Origin of the sequence: Arthrobacter rhombi, from assembly GCF_039526245.1 — a bacterium.
Lineage (GTDB): Bacteria > Actinomycetota > Actinomycetes > Actinomycetales > Micrococcaceae > Arthrobacter_H > Arthrobacter_H rhombi.
Window position 1 is genome coordinate 145,263 of the sequence record NZ_BAAAIV010000004.1, and the last position, 18,371, is coordinate 163,633.

Annotated in this window: 30 protein-coding genes; all 30 read right to left on the reverse strand. The window is 62.3% G+C overall.

Annotated elements, in window-relative coordinates:
• Positions 1–28 precede the first annotated feature (28 nt).
• A complete protein-coding gene (rplQ, locus tag ABD088_RS03085; RefSeq protein WP_343899995.1) occupies positions 29–712 on the reverse strand; it encodes a 50S ribosomal protein L17, sunset domain variant in 684 nt (227 codons plus the stop codon).
• Positions 713–798: 86 nt separating this feature from the next.
• Positions 799–1,809, reverse strand: a complete 1,011-nt coding sequence (locus ABD088_RS03090) for a DNA-directed RNA polymerase subunit alpha (protein WP_343899996.1) — start codon at positions 1,807–1,809, stop codon at positions 799–801.
• A gap of 170 nt (positions 1,810–1,979) precedes the next feature.
• The gene (gene rpsK / locus ABD088_RS03095; protein ID WP_343899997.1) at positions 1,980–2,381 is read right to left on the reverse strand and encodes a 30S ribosomal protein S11; all 402 of its coding nucleotides are present in this window, start codon (positions 2,379–2,381) and stop codon (positions 1,980–1,982) included.
• A gap of 37 nt (positions 2,382–2,418) precedes the next feature.
• A complete protein-coding gene (gene rpsM, locus ABD088_RS03100) occupies positions 2,419–2,793 on the reverse strand; it encodes a 30S ribosomal protein S13 (protein ID WP_343899998.1) in 375 nt (124 codons plus the stop codon).
• A 157-nt stretch (positions 2,794–2,950) separates the two neighbouring features.
• On the reverse strand, positions 2,951–3,064 hold the full coding sequence (gene rpmJ / locus ABD088_RS03105; protein WP_071894985.1) for a 50S ribosomal protein L36: 114 nt from the start codon (positions 3,062–3,064) through the stop codon (positions 2,951–2,953).
• Between the two features lie 81 nt (positions 3,065–3,145).
• Complete coding sequence (gene infA, locus ABD088_RS03110) at positions 3,146–3,367, reverse strand: translation initiation factor IF-1 (protein ID WP_007271050.1); 222 nt, start codon at positions 3,365–3,367, stop codon at positions 3,146–3,148.
• A 204-nt stretch (positions 3,368–3,571) separates the two neighbouring features.
• Entirely contained in the window at positions 3,572–4,402 is an 831-nt protein-coding gene (map, locus tag ABD088_RS03115) for a type I methionyl aminopeptidase (protein ID WP_343900000.1), read from the reverse strand.
• A gap of 128 nt (positions 4,403–4,530) precedes the next feature.
• Complete coding sequence (locus ABD088_RS03120; RefSeq protein ID WP_343900002.1) at positions 4,531–5,106, reverse strand: adenylate kinase; 576 nt, start codon at positions 5,104–5,106, stop codon at positions 4,531–4,533.
• Positions 5,103–6,407, reverse strand: a complete 1,305-nt coding sequence (gene secY / locus ABD088_RS03125; protein ID WP_343900003.1) for a preprotein translocase subunit SecY — start codon at positions 6,405–6,407, stop codon at positions 5,103–5,105. The genes ABD088_RS03120 and secY overlap by 4 nt, the downstream gene beginning before the upstream one ends.
• 235 nt (positions 6,408–6,642) lie before the next feature.
• Positions 6,643–7,095, reverse strand: a complete 453-nt coding sequence (rplO, locus tag ABD088_RS03130; protein WP_343900004.1) for a 50S ribosomal protein L15 — start codon at positions 7,093–7,095, stop codon at positions 6,643–6,645.
• A 2-nt stretch (positions 7,096–7,097) separates the two neighbouring features.
• Positions 7,098–7,304: a 50S ribosomal protein L30 gene (gene rpmD, locus ABD088_RS03135; RefSeq protein ID WP_343900006.1), complete on the reverse strand. Its 207-nt coding sequence runs from the start codon at positions 7,302–7,304 to the stop codon at positions 7,098–7,100.
• A gap of 3 nt (positions 7,305–7,307) precedes the next feature.
• On the reverse strand, positions 7,308–8,024 hold the full coding sequence (gene rpsE, locus ABD088_RS03140) for a 30S ribosomal protein S5 (protein ID WP_343900008.1): 717 nt from the start codon (positions 8,022–8,024) through the stop codon (positions 7,308–7,310).
• Positions 8,021–8,392 carry a 50S ribosomal protein L18 gene (gene rplR, locus ABD088_RS03145; RefSeq protein WP_343900009.1) on the reverse strand — a complete coding sequence of 124 codons (372 nt, stop codon included), beginning with the start codon at positions 8,390–8,392 and terminating at the stop codon, positions 8,021–8,023. The genes rpsE and rplR overlap by 4 nt, the downstream gene beginning before the upstream one ends.
• 2 nt (positions 8,393–8,394) lie before the next feature.
• Positions 8,395–8,931, reverse strand: coding sequence for a 50S ribosomal protein L6 (gene rplF / locus ABD088_RS03150; protein ID WP_343900010.1), 537 nt, complete (start codon positions 8,929–8,931; stop codon positions 8,395–8,397).
• An 18-nt stretch (positions 8,932–8,949) separates the two neighbouring features.
• Positions 8,950–9,348, reverse strand: a complete 399-nt coding sequence (gene rpsH / locus ABD088_RS03155; RefSeq protein ID WP_343900011.1) for a 30S ribosomal protein S8 — start codon at positions 9,346–9,348, stop codon at positions 8,950–8,952.
• 62 nt (positions 9,349–9,410) lie between these two features.
• Entirely contained in the window at positions 9,411–9,980 is a 570-nt protein-coding gene (gene rplE, locus ABD088_RS03160; RefSeq protein WP_343900012.1) for a 50S ribosomal protein L5, read from the reverse strand.
• Positions 9,980–10,342 (reverse strand): 50S ribosomal protein L24, encoded by a 363-nt coding sequence (gene rplX, locus ABD088_RS03165; protein ID WP_343900013.1) that lies wholly within the window; start codon positions 10,340–10,342, stop codon positions 9,980–9,982. The genes rplE and rplX overlap by 1 nt, the downstream gene beginning before the upstream one ends.
• 2 nt (positions 10,343–10,344) lie before the next feature.
• Positions 10,345–10,713, reverse strand: a complete 369-nt coding sequence (gene rplN, locus ABD088_RS03170; protein ID WP_343900014.1) for a 50S ribosomal protein L14 — start codon at positions 10,711–10,713, stop codon at positions 10,345–10,347.
• A gap of 397 nt (positions 10,714–11,110) precedes the next feature.
• Complete coding sequence (gene rpsQ, locus ABD088_RS03175; RefSeq protein WP_343900016.1) at positions 11,111–11,401, reverse strand: 30S ribosomal protein S17; 291 nt, start codon at positions 11,399–11,401, stop codon at positions 11,111–11,113.
• A complete protein-coding gene (gene rpmC, locus ABD088_RS03180) occupies positions 11,401–11,718 on the reverse strand; it encodes a 50S ribosomal protein L29 (protein WP_343900018.1) in 318 nt (105 codons plus the stop codon). The genes rpsQ and rpmC overlap by 1 nt, the downstream gene beginning before the upstream one ends.
• Before the next feature lie 2 nt (positions 11,719–11,720).
• Positions 11,721–12,137 carry a 50S ribosomal protein L16 gene (rplP, locus tag ABD088_RS03185; protein ID WP_343900019.1) on the reverse strand — a complete coding sequence of 139 codons (417 nt, stop codon included), beginning with the start codon at positions 12,135–12,137 and terminating at the stop codon, positions 11,721–11,723.
• Positions 12,138–12,956 (reverse strand): 30S ribosomal protein S3, encoded by an 819-nt coding sequence (gene rpsC / locus ABD088_RS03190; protein ID WP_343900020.1) that lies wholly within the window; start codon positions 12,954–12,956, stop codon positions 12,138–12,140.
• Entirely contained in the window at positions 12,957–13,322 is a 366-nt protein-coding gene (gene rplV, locus ABD088_RS03195) for a 50S ribosomal protein L22 (RefSeq protein WP_343900021.1), read from the reverse strand.
• Positions 13,323–13,378: 56 nt separating this feature from the next.
• A complete protein-coding gene (rpsS, locus tag ABD088_RS03200) occupies positions 13,379–13,660 on the reverse strand; it encodes a 30S ribosomal protein S19 (protein WP_309851676.1) in 282 nt (93 codons plus the stop codon).
• 12 nt (positions 13,661–13,672) lie between these two features.
• Entirely contained in the window at positions 13,673–14,512 is an 840-nt protein-coding gene (gene rplB, locus ABD088_RS03205) for a 50S ribosomal protein L2 (RefSeq protein ID WP_343900022.1), read from the reverse strand.
• Between the two features lie 29 nt (positions 14,513–14,541).
• A complete protein-coding gene (rplW, locus tag ABD088_RS03210; RefSeq protein WP_343900023.1) occupies positions 14,542–14,847 on the reverse strand; it encodes a 50S ribosomal protein L23 in 306 nt (101 codons plus the stop codon).
• Positions 14,844–15,449 (reverse strand): 50S ribosomal protein L4, encoded by a 606-nt coding sequence (gene rplD / locus ABD088_RS03215; protein WP_343900025.1) that lies wholly within the window; start codon positions 15,447–15,449, stop codon positions 14,844–14,846. Before rplD ends, rplW begins: the two co-directional genes overlap by 4 nt.
• Positions 15,450–15,453: 4 nt before the next feature.
• Positions 15,454–16,104 carry a 50S ribosomal protein L3 gene (gene rplC, locus ABD088_RS03220; RefSeq protein WP_343900026.1) on the reverse strand — a complete coding sequence of 217 codons (651 nt, stop codon included), beginning with the start codon at positions 16,102–16,104 and terminating at the stop codon, positions 15,454–15,456.
• An 18-nt stretch (positions 16,105–16,122) separates the two neighbouring features.
• Positions 16,123–16,431: a 30S ribosomal protein S10 gene (rpsJ, locus tag ABD088_RS03225; RefSeq protein WP_013349689.1), complete on the reverse strand. Its 309-nt coding sequence runs from the start codon at positions 16,429–16,431 to the stop codon at positions 16,123–16,125.
• 543 nt (positions 16,432–16,974) lie between these two features.
• On the reverse strand, positions 16,975–18,165 hold the full coding sequence (tuf, locus tag ABD088_RS03230; RefSeq protein ID WP_343900028.1) for an elongation factor Tu: 1,191 nt from the start codon (positions 18,163–18,165) through the stop codon (positions 16,975–16,977).
• Positions 18,166–18,371: the final 206 nt, after the last annotated feature.

The following is an 18,371-nucleotide window of genomic DNA, read 5'->3' on the forward strand; positions in this document are numbered from 1 at the left end:
TCACCGCGGCGCAAGCGCCGAGGGGGTGCTACTCGGCGATCTGCTGAGCGTCCTCGCCACCGGCAGGCTCGAAGCCTGCGGCCTTGGCGGCCTCGGCAGTGGCGAACCACACCTCGGCAACGGTTGCGTCGTACCAGCGCGAGCCGGGCACGTGGTACTTCATGGAGTCCGCGTTGCCCTTGATGTCTGCGCCCTCGGGAGCGTCGCCGCTCTCGGTGGCTGCTACGGCACCCTCGAACTTTGCGGCAGTTGCCGCGTGATCGGTGGCTTCAGTCTCGACCGGAGCGGACGTCTCGGCAGCCTTTTCGGCCTCCTTGACGACAGCCTGCTTCGGCGAAACGGGCTCCAGCACCAGTTCGATGACGGCCATGGGGGCGTTGTCGCCCTTGCGGTTGCCGATCTTGGTGATGCGGGTGTAGCCACCTTCGCGCTCGGCCATGGCCGGGGCGATGTTGGTGAACAGCTCGTGCACGATGGACTTGTTGGTCCGGCTGCGCGAAGCGATGGCGGCCTGGACGCGGCGGCGTGAGGACAGGTCCCCGCGCTTGGCGAACGTGATCAGACGCTCGGCGTAGGGACGCAGGCGCTTGGCCTTGGTCACCGTCGTCGTGATCGACTTGTGCTCGAAGAGCTGAGCCGACAGGTTGGCCAGCATGAGGCGCTCGTGGGACGCTCCGCCTCCGAGTCGCTTTCCCTTGGTTGGGGTAGGCATTGTTGTTTTCTCCTCAAATGGAGCCCGCCGGCCAACGCGTCACCGCGTGGGCCCCTCGGGCAAAGTACATTACTTTGAAGGCGGCCTTAGGCCTCTTCGTCGCCGTATTCGGCTTCGTCCTCGTCAATGGCGGCAGCACGAGCGGCCAGGTCAAACCCGGGAGGGGAATCCTTCAGGGACAGACCCAGTTCGATCAGCTTTGCCTTGACCTCGTCGATGGACTTTGCACCGAAGTTTCGGATGTCCATGAGGTCAGCCTCGGAGCGGGCTACCAGCTCGCCTACCGTGTGGATGCCCTCGCGCTTGAGGCAGTTGTACGAACGAACAGTCAGCTCGAGATCCTCGATCGGCAGCGCCATGTCGGCAGCGAGTGCGGCGTCCGTCGGGGACGGGCCGATCTCGATGCCTTCTGCTGCAGAGTTCAGTTCGCGGGCCAGGCCGAACAGTTCCACCAAGGTGGTACCGGCCGAGGCGACTGCGTCGCGCGGCAGGATGGAATCCTTGGTTTCGACATCGACGATGAGCTTGTCGAAGTCGGTGCGCTGCTCGACACGGGTGGCCTCCACGCGGAAGGTCACCTTCAGGACGGGCGAGTAGATGGAGTCGACCGGAATGCGGCCGATCTCTGCATCAAGGCTCTTGTTCTGCGCCGCCGAAACGTAGCCACGGCCACGCTCGATCGTCAGTTCCATGTCGAACTTGCCCTTCGCGTTCAACGTCGCGATGTGCAGGTCCGGGTTGTGGAACTCGACGCCAGCCGGCGGGGTGATGTCTGCAGCCGTGACGACGCCGGGACCCTGCTTGCGCAGGTAGGCGACGACGGGCTCGTCATGCTCGGAGGACACAGCAAGGTTCTTGATGTTCAAGATCAGCTCGGTGACGTCTTCCGTCACGCCCTGAACGGTGGTGAACTCGTGCAGCACGCCATCGATGCGAACACTGGTGACAGCTGCACCAGGAATCGATGACAGCAGGGTGCGGCGCAGCGAGTTGCCCAGGGTGTAGCCGAAACCCGGCTCCAATGGCTCAATCGTGAACCGCGAGCGGTTCGGGGCTACTACTTCTTCGGTAAGGGTGGGGCGCTGTGCAATAAGCACTTACATTTCCTTTCAGCGAGCGTCCGCTATATGACGCAACACATGTGGGTGGAAACGACGTCTGCCGTCTGGCGTCCGTCTAGATCGGGCGAGTGAACCGCATGTGGCGCGCGCCGCCGTCGTCCCCTGATCCAGGGGACGACGGCGGCACGCTCCGGCATCGGGTCAAACTAGACGCGGCGACGCTTCGACGGGCGGCAACCGTTGTGGGCGCTCGGGGAGACGTCCTGGATGGACCCCACCTCGAGGCCGGCGGCCTGCAGCGAGCGGATGGCGGTTTCGCGACCGGAGCCCGGTCCCTTCACGAACACGTCGACCTTCTTCATGCCGTGTTCCTGAGCACGCTTGGCTGCCGATTCGGCGGCCATCTGCGCGGCGTACGGGGTCGACTTGCGGGAGCCCTTGAAGCCAACCTCGCCGGCCGAGGCCCACGAGATGACTGCACCGGTCGGGTCCGTGATGGACACGATGGTGTTGTTGAAGGTGCTCTTGATGTGCGCCTGACCCAGCGCGATGTTCTTCTTGTCCTTGCGACGCGGCTTGCGGACCGCTCCACGAGTCTTTGGGGGCATTGCTAACTCCTACGAGATGTTTGGCTGGGACCGCTGTTTAGCGGGTCTTCTTCTTACCGGCGACGGTGCGCTTCGGGCCCTTGCGGGTACGAGCGTTGGTCTTGGTGCGCTGTCCGCGGACCGGCAGGCCCTTGCGGTGGCGAATGCCCTCGTAGGATCCGATCTCGACCTTGCGGCGGATGTCGGCTGCTACTTCGCGGCGGAGGTCACCCTCGACCTTGAAGTTTCCCTCGACGTAGTCACGCAGCTGAACCAGCTGCTCGTCACTGAGGTCCTTGACACGAGTTTCCGGGGTGATCCCGGTCTCGGCAATGGTTTGTTCTGCACGGGTCTTGCCCACGCCGTAGATGTATGTCAGCGCAATGACAACGCGCTTTTCGCGCGGGATGTCTACGCCTGCGAGACGAGCCATATTGGTGTCTTCCTCACATGTTTCGCGGAGGTGTGGAGCAGTACACACCCTGTTTCCAGGTCCCCGGCCTCCGTGCCGGGGGTGTGCGTCCCGCGTAATGGACGCTGTACTGCCGATATTTGTTTACTACGCGCAGGTTCAGGTTCCCGAAGGAGACTTAGCCCTGACGCTGTTTATGGCGTGGGTTTTCGCAGATCACCATGACCCGCCCGTTACGGCGGATCACCTTGCACTTGTCGCAGATCGGCTTCACGCTAGGGTTAACCTTCACGGTTTGGGTCCTTTGCGGTTGCTGTTTCAGTGGAACTGTAACTACCTTCGCACCCCTGGCGGACCAGCGGCGCGGAAGTTCTTACTTGTAGCGGTAGACGATGCGTCCACGATTGAGGTCGTACGGGCTGAGTTCCACCACTACACGGTCCTCCGGAAGGATTCGAATGTAATGCTGGCGCATCTTTCCCGAGATAGTGGCAAGTACCACGTGTCCATTCGGCAGCTCAACACGGAACATCGCGTTGGGCAGTGCTTCCGACACGGCGCCTTCTACCTCGATGACACCCTCTTTCTTGGCCATATCCTCCGCTAACGTTTGTGCCGGTTGCTGTTGCTTCCGGCGTGTATGTTCTTGGCTGACGAGCGCCCGTGCCCGACAGCCGGAATTAACCAGAAGTTTTTTTGGGCACACACGTAGAGACAACCAACAAGCAATCTTACGCGGCAGATCCTGATATGTGAAATCCAGTGCCGCGGCCCACTCCCCCGCCGGGCGCGAGCTCGGCTACGGCTGCAGCGGCGACGGCGTCACACCGAAGGGAGCCAAGCCCGCGGCGCCGCCGTCCGGCGCGGTGAGCACCCAGATACCGCCGAGGTGTACAGCTACGGAGTGCTCCCACTGCGAGGCCCGTGAGCCATCGGTGGTCACCACCGTCCAGTCGTCTTCGAGGACCTTGGTCTCAATGTCACCGCGCACCAGCATCGGTTCGATGGCCAGGCACATTCCCGGCTTTACCCGCGGACCGCGGTGGCCGGACCGGTAGTTGAGCACATCCGGAGCCTGGTGCATTTCCGTGCCGATGCCATGGCCGACGTAGTCTTCCAGGATTCCCAGGGGTGCGCCCTCGACCGAGGACACGAAATCGTCAATGGCCTCCCCGATCTCACCCACGAAGCGGGCCGTGGCCAGGGCTGCGATGCCCCTCCACATGGCCTGCTGGGTGGTGTCCGAAAGGCGCTGGTCCTCGGGATCGGCCGTGCCGATGATGACCGTACGGGCGGAATCAGCGTGCCACCCCTCGATGATCGCCCCGCCGTCGATCTTCAGCACGTCCCCATCAGCGAGAACGTAGTCGGAGGGGAACCCGTGGACCACTTGATCGTTGACCGAAGCGCAAATGGTGGCCGGGAAACCGTAGTAGCCCTTGAAGTTCGATTTCGCACCATGTTTGTTCAGCACGGCTTCGAACAGGCGGTCGAGTTCCGCAGTGGTGGTTCCGATCTGGGCCGCGGCCACGGCGGTATCCAGGGCTTCGGCCAGCACCAGCCCCGCCTCGCGCATCTTGAGTATCTGGGCGTTGGACTTGTACTCGATCTTGGGCTGGCCGAATGCCATGGGGGTTCCTCCGGTTTGGTGGTCTAACGATATGCGGCGCACTGGCCGCTGGCCGGGAAGCCAAGACGGCCGCCACGTGCGCACGGGGTGCGGTGACGGCCGTCTGATCTCCCCTGCTGGGGAATGTTCTACGCTGCGGTGCCTTCGAGGGCGCGAAGCACACGTTCAGTGACCTCGTCGATGTCCCCCAGCCCATCGACGTGGCGGACAATGCCACGTTCCAGGTACCGATCCACGACAACCTGCGTCTGCTTTTCGTAGACGTCCAGGCGGTGGCGGATCACCTCTTCGGTGTCGTCTGCCCGCCCCTCGATCTCCGCACGCTTGAGAAGTCGGGAGACCAGCTCCTCGGGGTCCGCAGTCAATTGCAGGACCACGTCGAGGGCGGTGCCGTTTTCGTCGAGGATTGAATCGAGCTCGTCGACCTGGGCCGAGGTCCGGGGATAGCCGTCCAGCAGGAATCCGTTGGCCACGTCGTCCTGCTTCAGCCGGTCACGCACCATGCGGTTTGTCACCGAGTCGGGGACATAATCGCCGGCGTCCATGTACTTCTTGGCTTCCACGCCCAGCGGCGTTCCGCCTTTGACGTTGGCGCGGAAGATGTCGCCCGTGGAAATGGCGACGATACCCAGCCGGTCGGTGATGCGTACGGCCTGGGTTCCCTTGCCCGAACCGGGGGGGCCAATGATCAAGAGTCTGGTCATCGCAAAAGTCCTTCGTAGTGTCGCTGTTGCATCTGGGCATTGATTTGCTTGACCGTCTCGAGGCCCACACCAACCATGATGAGGACGGAGACGCCTCCGAACGGGAAGTTCTGATCGGCCTTGATCAAAACGAAAGCGATCAGCGGCGTCAAGGCGATAAAGCCAAGGTAGATGGCTCCGGGGAACGTGATACGACTCAGCACGTACGACAGGTAATCCGCGGTGGGCTTGCCGGCACGGATCCCCGGAATGAAGCCACCGTACTTCTTCATGTTGTCTGCGACCTCTGTCGGGTTGAAAGTGATCGCCACATAGAAGTAGGTGAAGAAGATGGTCAGAATCAGGTAAACCGCCATGTACAGCGGGCTGCTGCCATTGAAGTTCGCTTGGATCCACACAGCCCATCCGGGCAGGGAGCCGTCGGGGCGCATGTTGAACTGCACCAGCATCTGCGGCAGGGCGAGCATGGAGGAGGAGAAGATCACGGGGATCACGCCCGCCATGTTCACCTTGATCGGGATGTAGGTCGAGCTGCCGCCGACGGTCCGACGCCCGACCATGCGCTTGGCGTACTGGACGGGGACGCGCCGCTGGGACAGTTCGACGAAGACGACGAGAGCGACAACGCAGAGTCCGATGATGATGACGCCCGTGAAGACGCCCCAGCCCTGGGTGCGGGCGATCGTGCTCATGGACGAGGGGAATCCGGAGGCGATCGAGACGAAGATCAGGATGGACATGCCATTGCCGACACCCTTTTCCGTGACCAGTTCGCCCATCCACATGATGAGGCCGGTACCGGCGGTCAGCACGATGACCATGAGCAGGATGTGCACGATGCTCTGGTCGGGAACGATCGGCAGCGCGCATCCCTGGAAGAGATTTCCGCTGCGGGCCAACGACACCAGCGTTGTTGCCTGAAGTAGGCCAAGGGCGATGGTGAGGTAACGCGTGTACTGGGTCAGAGTCGACTGGCCGGAGGCGCCCTCCTTGTGCAGTTCCTCGAAACGCGGGATGACCACGCGGAGCAGCTGGACGATGATCGACGCCGTGATGTAGGGCATGATGCCCAGGGCGAAGACTGAGACCTGTAGCAGGGCACCGCCGCTGAAGAGGTTGACGAACTGGTACAGGCCGCCCGAGGTGTTGCCCATTTCGAGGCATTGCTGGACGTTGCCGTAGTCGACCCCAGGTGCGGGAATATAGACGCCGATACGGTAGATGGCGATGATGCCGAGCGTGAACAACAACTTACGTCGCAGGTCAGGCGTCCGGAATACCCGGGCAATGGCGCTGAGCAAGCGTCCTCCTGAAGGATGTGGTTTCGGCCTGATGCCGGAATGGACTTCTGAGAGTCTACCGGTTCCCGGGACTCTTCAAAGCAGTGGGACTGAACACGGTCCCCCCGGTGGGCTGGGATCCATGTCGATCGGGCGCTGGAACCGCCCGACCGCGAGAATGCGAAAGGCCCCCAACGCTCCGGGCTATACCCGGGCGTTGGGGACCTTTCAACTATTCCGTGCTGTCACGGGTACCTTAGAGCGAGGTCACCGAACCGCCGGCAGCGGCGATCTTTTCCGCGGCGGACGACGAGAAGGCGTCGGCCTTCACGTTGACCTTGACGGTGATGTCGCCGGAACCGAGGACCTTGACGGGCTGGTTCTTGCGAACGGCGCCCTTCTCGACCAGGTTCTCGACGGTGATGTCGCCGCCTTCGGGGAACAGCTCCGAGATCTTGTCCAGGTTCACGACCTGGTACTCGACGCGGAACGGGTTCTTGAAGCCGCGCAGCTTCGGCAGACGCATGTGCAGCGGAAGCTGCCCGCCTGCGAAGCCTGCCTTGACCTGGTAACGGGCCTTCGTGCCCTTGGTACCACGGCCTGCGGTCTTGCCCTTGGATGCCTCACCACGACCCACACGGGTCTTTGCGGTCTTGGATCCTTCGGCAGGACGCAGGTGGTGAACCTTGAGTGCCTTTTCATTGGCCATGATTACTTCGCCTCCTCAACCTTTACGAGGTGCGGAACCTTGTTCACCATACCCACGGTCACGGGATCGGCGTTACGGACCACAGTGTGGCCGATCCGCTTCAGGCCCAGTGAACGCAAGGTATCGCGCTGGTTCTGCTTGCCACCAATGGTGGACTTGGTCTGGGTGATCGTCAGCTTTGCGTCGCTCGGGACAATGTTCTTAGCCACTGGTTACGCACCTGCCTTCTGGTTGAGCGTGCGCAGCATCTGGGCCGGCACGACTTCGTCCATCGGCAGTCCGCGACGAGCTGCCACGGCAGCCGGCTCTTCCAGTGCCTTCAACGCTGCCACGGTGCCGTGGACAATGTTGATCTGGTTGGTGGAGCCCATGGACTTCGAGAGGACGTCATGGATACCGGCGCACTCGAGCACGGCACGCACCGGACCACCGGCGATAACGCCGGTACCCGGGGATGCCGGACGCAGGAGCACGACGCCGGCAGCGGCTTCACCCTGCACCAGGTGCGGGATGGTGGAGCCGACGCGGGGAACGCGGAAGAAGGACTTCTTTGCTTCCTCGACGCCCTTGGCGATGGCCGCGGGAACTTCCTTGGCCTTGCCGTAGCCGACACCAACCATGCCGTTGCCGTCGCCCACCACCACGAGTGCGGTGAAGCTGAAGCGGCGGCCGCCCTTGACGACCTTGGAGACGCGGTTGATCGCTACGACGCGCTCAAGGAACTTGTCCTTGTCATCGTTGCGGCTGTCCTTGGAATCGCGGCCACGGCCACGTCCCTCGCCACGGCCACGGCCTTCGCCGCGACCGCGGTTGTCGCCGCGGTTGTCGTTGCGACGGGCGCCGGAGGTGTTCTCCGTCGTCGTGGTCGTCGCAGCTGCCTCAGTGGCTTCAGACACCTGAGTTTCCTTCTCGTTAGTAGCTTCGCTCACAGTGCCAGCCCGCCTTCCCGTGCGCCGTCGGCTACCGCGGCCACACGGCCGTGGTACCTGTTGCCACCGCGGTCGAAGACCACGGACTCAATGCCGGCAGCCTTGGCACGCTCGGCGACGAGCTCGCCGACGCGCTTGGCCTTGGCGGTCTTGTCACCGTCGAAGGAACGCAGGTCCGCTTCCATGGTGGAGCCGGAAGCCACGGTCACACCCTGGCTGTCATCGACAACCTGGACGAAGATGTGGCGTGCCGAACGGTTGACGACCAGACGCGGGCGAACGCCCGTGCCCGTGATGCGCTTGCGTACGCGCAGGTGGCGGCGACCGCGAGCTGCGGCCTTGCTCTTACCCTTGATTGAAAGAGCCATGTTTACTTACCAGCCTTTCCGACCTTGCGGCGGATAACTTCGCCTTCATAGCGGATGCCCTTGCCCTTGTAGGGATCCGGCCGACGGAGCTTGCGGATGTTGGCTGCAACTTCGCCAACCTGCTGCTTGTTGATACCGGAGACAACCACCTTGTTGTTGCCCTCGGCGGCAAGCGTGATGCCCTCCGGAGCTTCAACGACGACCGGGTGCGAGTAGCCCAGAGCGAACTCCAGGTTGGCGCCCTTGGCCAGCACGCGGTAACCGGTGCCGTGGATTTCCAGCTTCTTGGAGTAGCCGTCGGTGACGCCCGTGATCAAGTTGGAGATCAGCGTGCGCGTCAGGCCGTGCAACGAACGCGATTCGCGCTCGTCGTTCGGACGGGACACCGTGAGGGTGTTCTCCTCGAGTGCGACCGTGATCGGGGAGGCAACGGTGAGGCTGAGCTCGCCCTTGGCGCCCTTCACGGTAACGTCGGAGCCGTCGACCTTGAGGTCAACGCCGGCAGGGATAGTGATTGGAAGACGTCCAATACGTGACATGGTGCTTCTCCCTTCCCTCTACCAGACGTAGGCGAGGACTTCCCCACCTACACCCTTCTTGGCTGCCTGGCGGTCCGTCAGGAGACCTGAGGACGTGGACAGGATGGCGATGCCGAGTCCACCAAGGACGTGCGGCAAGTTGGTGGACTTCGCGTAAACGCGCAGTCCCGGCTTGGAAATGCGGCGGACGCCAGCGATGGAACGCTCACGGCTCGGGCCGAACTTCAGGTTGATGGTCAGCTTCTTGCCTACCTCGGCGGCTTCCTCGACGAAATCGCCGATGTAGCCTTCTGCCTTGAGGATCTGTGCAACGCGCACCTTCAGCTTGGAAGACGGCATGGACACGGTGTCGTGGTATGCCGAGTTCGCGTTGCGCAGACGAGTCAGCATGTCTGCGACAGGATCTGTCATTGTCATTTGGGCTGAGGCCCTTCCTCGCTACGGTTTCCGCGCTAGCGCGGACCTGTAACGTAGTTGATCTAGTTGTCGGTCTTGAACGGGAAGCCCAGCGCCTTAAGCAGCGCGCGGCCTTCTTCGTCGGTCTTGGCCGTGGTCACCACAGTGATGTCCATGCCGCGGACGCGGTCAATCTTGTCCTGGTCGATCTCGTGGAACATTGCCTGTTCCGTGAGGCCGAAGGTGTAGTTGCCGTTGCCATCGAACTGCTTGCCGTTCAGACCGCGGAAGTCGCGGATACGGGGCAGCGCCAGGGTCACCAGGCGGTCGACGAATTCCCACATGCGATCGTTGCGCAGCGTTGCGTGGGTGCCAATCGGCATCCCCTCGCGCAGCTTGAACTGGGCGATCGACTTGCGGGCCTTGGTCACGAGCGGCTTCTGGCCGGTGATGGCCGTCAGGTCGCGCACTGCGCCTTCGATGAGCTTGGAGTCCTTGGCGGCTTCGCCAACACCCATGTTCACGACGACCTTGACCAGGTTGGGAACCTGCATGACGTTCGTGTAGTTGAACTCGCCCTGCAGGGCTTCGCGGATCTCCGAGGCGTACTTGGCCTTCAGGCGCGGCTGAACCTTTACTGCTGCTTCAGTCATTAGAGTGCCTTTCCGGAAGCCTTGGCGTAGCGAACACGCACAGTCTTCTTCACGCCGTTCTTTTCCACGGTTTCTTCGCGGAAGCCAACGCGAGTCGGCTTCTTCGATTCGGGGTCAAGGACCGCGACATTCGAAACGTGGATGGGAGCCTCGACGACCTGGATGCCGCCGGTGGAGGCGCCACTTTCGGTCTGGCCTGCACGGGTGTGCTTGGTGACGCGGTTGATGCCCTCGACGAGCACGCGGTTGGCCTCGGGGAACACCTTGAGGACCTTGCCCTGCTTCCCGCGGTCTCCACCGCGTTCGGCCTTGGCACCAGTGATGACCTGAACCAGGTCACCCTTCTTGATCTTTGCACCCATGGTTACAGCACCTCCGGAGCCAGGGAAACGATCTTCATGAACTTCTTGTCGCGAAGTTCGCGACCGACGGGACCGAAGATACGGGTTCCACGCGGCTCGGTGTCCGCCTTGAGGAGGACCGCTGCGTTCTCGTCGAACTTGATGTAGGAACCGTCGACGCGGCGACGTTCCTTCTTGGTGCGGACGATGACGGCCTTAACCACATCGCCCTTCTTGACGTTGCCGCCAGGGATTGCATCCTTGACGGTGGCGACGATGACGTCGCCGATGCCTGCGTAGCGACGTCCGGATCCACCGAGAACACGGATGGTAAGGATTTCCTTAGCACCGGTGTTGTCAGCCACCTTGAGTCGCGACTCCTGCTGAATCACTTTCAACTCCTGTCGTCTCGCCGGTTCTCCCAGGGAGCCTTGCGGAACGGATATGGTCCATCTGCGACGCTCGCTTACCCCCATCTCCAAACAGGTGGAATTCACCAGGAATCCGCATGCTGCTGGGGAGACAGGGCCGAGGCGTTATGCCGCAGAGCCGTGCCGCACGCCGGCTCCGGATCGCACCGGGCCGCGCACGAATGCCTGCAGTGAAGGTGGATAGTCCACACCGCAGAGCGCACAGACACATAAGTCTACGCCAGAAGTGCGTTCCGGGCTAATCGCATGATATGGGGCCGAAAGCATCCTCAGACAACAAAAAGCACGACGCCGGTGCGCTCCCCCGAGGGGGTTCACACCGGCGTCGTGCCGAGATCCGTGCGGGATCGCGAGTGGGCTACTTGGCCTTCTCGACGATCTCCACGAGGCGCCAGTTCTTGTCCTTGGACAAGGGACGGGTCTCCGCGATGATGACCAGGTCGCCGATGCCGGCGGTGTTGGTCTCGTCGTGGGCCTTGATCTTCTTGTTGCGACGCATGACCTTGCCGTAGAGGGCGTGCTTCACGCGGTCCTCGACGTCAACGACGATGGTCTTTTCCATCTTGTCGGAAACCACGTACCCGCGAAGGGTTTTGCGGTAACCGCGAGCTTCTGCTGCTTCAGCCACTGCGTTCTCCTTCTCGCTCATTACTTGGCTTCCTCAGTTGCTTCGTCCGACTCGGACTTCTTCGAGGACTTCTTGGCCTTCTTCTCGGCCTTGTCGTCTTCGACCGGGGCGGTGACCTCCGGGCGGATGCCCAGTTCGCGCTCACGCAGCACCGTGTAGATGCGGGCGATGTCACGCTTGACCGACTTCAGACGGCCATGCGACTCGAGCTGACCGGTGGCGGACTGGAAGCGCAGGTTGAACAGCTCTTCCTTGGCCTTCTTCAGCTCCTCAACCAGACGGGCGTTATCAAGACCGTCCAGCTGTTCGGTGGCGAGATCCTTGGATCCAATTGCCATTCCTATTCACCACCCTCACGACGCACGATGCGTGCCTTCAGCGGCAGCTTGTGGATCGCCAGGCGCAGGGCCTCGCGAGCTACCTCATCGGTAACACCGGAGAGTTCGAAGAGAACCCGACCCGGCTTGACGTTTGCAACCCACCACTCCGGCGAACCCTTACCGGAACCCATACGGGTTTCGGCAGGCTTCTTGGTCAGCGGGCGGTCCGGATAAATGTTGATCCAGACCTTGCCGCCACGCTTGATGTGGCGGGTCATGGCGATACGGGCTGCTTCGATCTGACGGTTGGTCACGTAGGCCGGGGTAAGGGCCTGGATTCCGTAGTCACCGAAGGAGACCGTGGTGCCGCCGCTTGCAGTACCCGTACGGGACGGGTGGTGCTGCTTGCGGAACTTCACTCGGCGTGGGATAAGCATTTAAGCCTGTCCTCCTTCTGCGGCCGCCGGAGCCTGGGCTGCCGGGGCAGCCCCGGTTGCCGGAGCACCGGTATTGCGGTCGTTACGACGACGGCGGTCGCCACCGGCAGCGGGACGCCCACCGGGGCGCTCGCCACGGCCACGAGCCGGAGCCGCGGCGTTCTGTGCAGCAAGTTCCTTGCTGGTCAGGTCGCCCTTGTAGATCCAGACCTTCACGCCGATACGGCCGAAGGTGGTCTTGGCCTCGAACTTGCCGTAATCGATGTTCGCCCGCAGGGTGTGCAGTGGCACACGGCCCTCGCGGTAGAACTCCTTACGGGACATTTCTGCCCCGCCCAGACGACCGGCGCACTGGACACGGATGCCCTTGGCTCCGGCGCGCATGGCGGACTGCATGGCCTTCTTCATCGCGCGGCGGAAAGCCACGCGGGAAGCAAGCTGCTCGGCGATGCCCTGGGCAACCAGCTGAGCTTCGATCTCGGGGTTCTTGACCTCGAGGATGTTCAGCTGCACCTGCTTGGACGTGAGCTTCTCAAGCTCGCCACGGATGCGATCGGCTTCGGCGCCGCGGCGACCGATGACGATGCCCGGGCGGGCAGTGTGGATGTCAACGCGGACACGATCGCGGGTGCGCTCGATCTCCACCTTGGCGATGCCGGCGCGTTCCATGCCAGTGGTCATCAGCTCGCGGATCTTGATGTCCTCGCGGACGAAATCCTTGTAGCGCTGACCGGGCTTGTTGCTGTCGGCGTACCAGTGCGAAATGTGATCAGTGGTGATACCGAGTCGGAACCCATTCGGGTTGATCTTCTGTCCCATTTACTTTTCCCCACCCTTCTCCGGGGTTGAAACAACCACGGTGATGTGGCTGGTGCGCTTATTGATGCGGTAAGCGCGACCTTGGGCACGCGGCTGGAACCGCTTCATCGTTGCACCTTCGTCGACGAAGGCTTCGCTGATGAACAGCTCGTCCTCGTTGAATCCGACACCGTCACGATCTGCGGCGACACGGGCATTTGCCACGGCCGACGCTACTACCTTGAATACCGGCTCCGAAGCTGCCTGTTGGGCAAACTTCAGAATCGCCAGAGCCTCATTCGCCTGCTTGCCACGAACAAGGTCGACGACGCGCCGGGCCTTCATAGGCGTTACGCGGATATGGCGCGCAATTGCCTTGGCTTCCATTGCTTTCCTTCTCTCGTCTATCGAAGAAGTGCTAAGCACTCACTAACCCTTGCGGGTTAGCGGCGCTTGCCCTTCTTGTCGTCCTTCACGTGGCCGCGGAAAGTCCGCGTGGGAGCGAATTCGCCGAGCTTGTGCCCGACCATCGACTCGGTGACAAACACCGGAATGTGCTTGCGTCCGTCGTGCACGGCGATCGTGTGCCCGAGCATGTCGGGGACGATCATCGAACGGCGGGACCACGTCTTGATGACGTTCTTGGTGCCCTTTTCGTTCTCAGCAGCAACCTTGACATACAGGTGCTGATCGACGAAGGGGCCTTTCTTCAGGCTGCGTGGCATGTTTCCAGGCTCCTATCGCTTGTTCTTGCCGGTACGACGGCGACGCACAATAAGCTTGTCGCTTTCCTTGTTCGGACGGCGGGTACGGCCTTCCGGCTTGCCGTTCGGGTTGACCGGGTGGCGACCGCCACTGGTCTTGCCCTCGCCACCACCGTGCGGGTGGTCGACGGGGTTCATGACGACACCACGCACGGTCGGGCGAACGCCCTTCCAGCGCATGCGGCCAGCCTTGCCCCAGTTGATGTTCGACTGCTCGGCATTGCCGACCTCGCCGATCGTGGCGCGGCAGCGCACATCAACGTTGCGGATCTCGCCGGACGGGAGGCGGAGCTGCGCGAAGCGACCCTCACGTGCGACCAGCTGAACCGAAGCGCCTGCGGAACGGGCCATCTTGGCCCCGCCGCCGGGACGCAGCTCCACTGCGTGGATCACGGTACCAACCGGGATGTTGCGCAGCGGCAGGTTGTTGCCGGGCTTGATGTCGGCGTTGGGGCCGGCCTCAACAGCATCGCCCTGGGACAGCTTGTTCGGGGCGATGATGTAGCGCTTGGTGCCATCGATGTAGTGGAGCAGCGCAATACGGGCGGTGCGGTTGGGGTCGTACTCGATGTGAGCGACCTTTGCCGGCACGCCGTCCTTGTCATGACGACGGAAGTCGATCAGACGGTACTGGCGCTTGTGTCCACCACCCTTGTGGCGCGTGGTGATCTTTCCGGAGTTGTTGCGGCCGCCGGTCTTGGTGAGCGGACGGAGCAACGACTTTTCCGGGGTTGTCCGGGTAATTTCTGCGAAGTCGGCTACGCTCGAGCCACGCAGGCCCGGGGTAGTCGGCTTGTACTTGCGGATTGCCATGTTTTATTCCTCGTTAAAGTGGTCTCCGCTTAAGAAAGCGGACCGCCGAAGATGTCGATCGTGCCTTCTTTAAGGGAGACGATCGCACGCTTGGTAGCCTTGCGAGCTCCCCATCCGAAGCGGGTGCGCTTGCGCTTACCGGCACGGTTGAGTGTGTTGACGGAGTCAACCTTGACGGAGAAGATGCTCTCCACCGCCAGCTTGATTTCCGTCTTATTCGAGCGTGGGTCGACCAGGAAGGTGTACTTACCTTCGTCGATCAGTCCGTAGCTCTTTTCCGAAACGACCGGCGCCAGGATGACGTCGTGCGGGGACTTGGAGAAGGTGGCGCTCACTTGGCGTCCTCCTTGGTGACCAGGGCATCGAATGCGGCCTTGGTGAAGACCACGTCATCGGCGACCAGAACATCGTAGGTGTTCAGCTGGTCGACGTAGAGAGCGTGGACGTTCACGAGGTTGCGCACGGAAAGTGCTACAACATCGTTGGCGCGGTCGATGACTACGAGCAGATTCTTGCGCTCGGTGAGAGCGCGCAGTGAAGCCAGCGCTTCCTTGGTTGACGGCGTGGTGCCGGAAACCAGGTTCTCGATCACGTGGACGCGATCGTGGCGTGCCCGGTCCGAGAGGGCTCCGCGCAGGGCGGCTGCCTTCATCTTCTTGGGAGTGCGCTGCGAGTAGTCGCGCGGCGTCGGTCCGTGGACCACGCCACCGCCGGTCATGTGCGGGGCACGGATGGAACCCTGACGGGCTCGGCCGGTGCCCTTCTGCTTGAACGGCTTGCGACCTGCACCCGAAACCTCGGCGCGGGTCTTGGTCTTGTGCGTACCCTGACGGGCGGCAGCAAGCTGGCCCACGACGACCTGGTGCAGCAGCGGAACGTTGGTCTGAACATCGAAGATCGCGGCAGGAAGCTCGACCTTCAGTGCGGTGTTAGCCATTTGCTTATGCTCCCTTCACGGCGGTGCGCACGAGGACGACACGGCCGCGGGCGCCGGGAACGGCACCCTTGATCAGCAGGAGGTTCTTCTCGGCGTCCACTGCATGAACCGTAAGGTTCATCGTGGTCACGCGCTCGGCGCCCATGCGGCCAGCCATGCGCTGGCCCTGGAAAACGCGTCCGGGGGTGGAGGCTCCGCCGATGGAACCGGGCTTGCGGTGGTTCTTGTGGGCACCGTGAGATGCACCGACACCGGAGAAGCCGTGACGCTTCATGACACCGGCGAATCCCTTGCCCTTGGACTTGCCCACGACGTCGACCTTCTGGCCGGCCTCGAAGACCTCCGCGGACAGTTCCTGGCCCAGGTTGTATGCGTCGGCATCCGCGGTGCGCAGCTCGACCACGTGGCGGCGGGGGGTGACCCCTGCGGCCTCGAAGTGGCCGGCAAGCGGCTTGGTGACCTTGCGCGGGTCGATCTGGCCGTAGCCGATCTGCACGGCTGCATAGCCGTCCCGTTCCGCATTGCGGAGCTGGGTCACAACGTTGGAATCTACCTGCACGACAGTGACGGGGATGAGGTTGTGGTTCTCATCCCAGACCTGGGTCATGCCGAGCTTCGTGCCCAGCAGGCCCTTTACATTACGGGTTGCGGTCATAGTTTCTCAGCACCTCCCCTAAAGCTTGATTTCGATGTTGACGTCCGCCGGCAGGTCGAGACGCATCAGCGAATCAACAGCCTTCGGGGTCGGATCGACGATGTCGATCAGACGCTTGTGCGTGCGCATTTCGAAGTGCTCACGGCTATCCTTGTACTTGTGGGGCGAACGGATAACGCAGTACACGTTCTTCTCCGTCGGCAGCGGCACGGGGCCGACTACGGTTGCGCCTGCGCGCGTGACCGTCTCAACGATCTTCCGGGCAGAAACGTCAATGACCTCGTGGTCATACGACTTCAGCCGGATGCGGATTTTTTGTCCCGCCATGGCGTCATGCCTCTTTCTAAGTAGCACTCTCTGTACAGTTACTGTGCACTAACGGGCCCTTGCGGACCGGCACACTTCGCGCGGACTGAATCCGGGCAATCCCGGGTTCCTCACCCCGCCGAAGCTCCGACCCCCGCGGTCGGGCGTGTCGCCTAGTTCCGGCTACACGACCGTCAAGAATGGGGGCGGGTCATATTTGGACCTCGGTGCTTCACTCGTATCCGCCCCCGCCCCGGGCATTATCCCGGGCGGGACGCAATCTCTGTCGAAACCGGCCCTGGCTCCGGTATCGGCGAACCGATCGGCGAGCACAAGGCACAAAGAGGTGCTTGAACAACTTATCCAGTGTGGCAGATCAGGAGACCATTTGCCAATCCACGGAGTTGGCTCGTGGCCAAGGACACATGTTCAGCGGCCACTCCCCCGTCGGGCGCAGCAGCCAACGCTACGCATCACCATCCCACCCCACGGCACGAAAAGGCCCCGCCGATTGAACGACGGGGCCTTTTCCAACCAGACGGTCAGATCATGAGGTAGTGGAGACTACTTGGTGATCTTGGTGACGCGTCCCGAGCCAACGGTGCGGCCACCCTCACGGATGGCGAAGCCGAGGCCCTCTTCCATGGCGATGGGCTGGATCAGCACAACGCTCATTTCGGTGTTGTCGCCGGGCATGACCATCTCGGTGCCCTCGGGCAGGGTGATGACGCCGGTAACATCCGTGGTGCGGAAGTAGAACTGCGGGCGGTAGTTCGAGTAGAACGGGTTGTGACGTCCGCCTTCGTCCTTGGACAGGATGTAGACGTTGCCCTCGAACTCGGTGTGCGGGGTGATCGAACCCGGCTTGACGACAACCTGGCCGCGCTCGACATCTTCGCGCTTGATGCCGCGGAGCAGCAGGCCACAGTTCTCGCCCGCCCATGCCTCGTCGAGCTGCTTGTGGAACATCTCGATACCGGTCACCGTGGTCTTCTGGACCGGGCGGATGCCGACGATCTCGACCTCGGAGTTGATACCCAGGGTGCCACGCTCGGCGCGGCCGGTGACGACGGTGCCACGACCGGTGATCGTGAAGACGTCCTCGATCGGCATCAGGAACGGCTTGTCCTTATCGCGGACCGGGTCCGGGATGAACTCGTCGACTGCTTCCATCAGTTCCTCGACGGACTTGACCCACTTGGGATCGCCTTCCAGGGCCTTCAGGCCCGAAACGCGGATCACCGGGGCGTTGTCGCCATCGAATTCCTGCGAGGACAGAAGTTCGCGAACTTCCATCTCCACGAGGTCAAGGAGCTCTTCGTCCTCGACCATATCGGACTTGTTCAGGGCCACCAGCAGCGTCGGAACGCCAACCTGGCGGGCCAGCAGCACGTGCTCGCGCGTCTGGGCCATCGGACCATCGGTCGCGGCGACCACGAGGATCGCGCCGTCCATCTGGGCGGCACCGGTGATCATGTTCTTGATGTAGTCAGCGTGACCCGGAGCATCGACGTGCGCGTAGTGGCGCTTTTCCGTCTGGTACTCGATGTGGGAGATATTGATCGTGATGCCGCGCTGGCGCTCTTCCGGGGCGGAGTCAATCGCCGAGAAATCACGCTGCTCGTTCAGATCGGGGTACTTGTCAGCAAGCACCTTCGAAATGGCAGCCGTCAACGTGGTCTTTCCATGGTCAACGTGACCGATGGTGCCGATGTTAACGTGCGGCTTAGTCCGCTCGAACTTTGCCTTCGCCACAGGTTCCTCCTAGAACGTATTTTCAGAAGACTTACCCCGCCTGCGCGGTTCGCAGGCGAATCTTGATTAAGTCTACTGTGGGCTTGTTTATTTCTTGAAATTGCGGTTTCCGTCCGGCTCCGCTAAGGGAACCCTTCGTTCGCCTGGGGAGGCCGGCCGGACATCCCTGCCCGGCCGGCAAACCCGGTGCCGCCTACCTTTCGGTC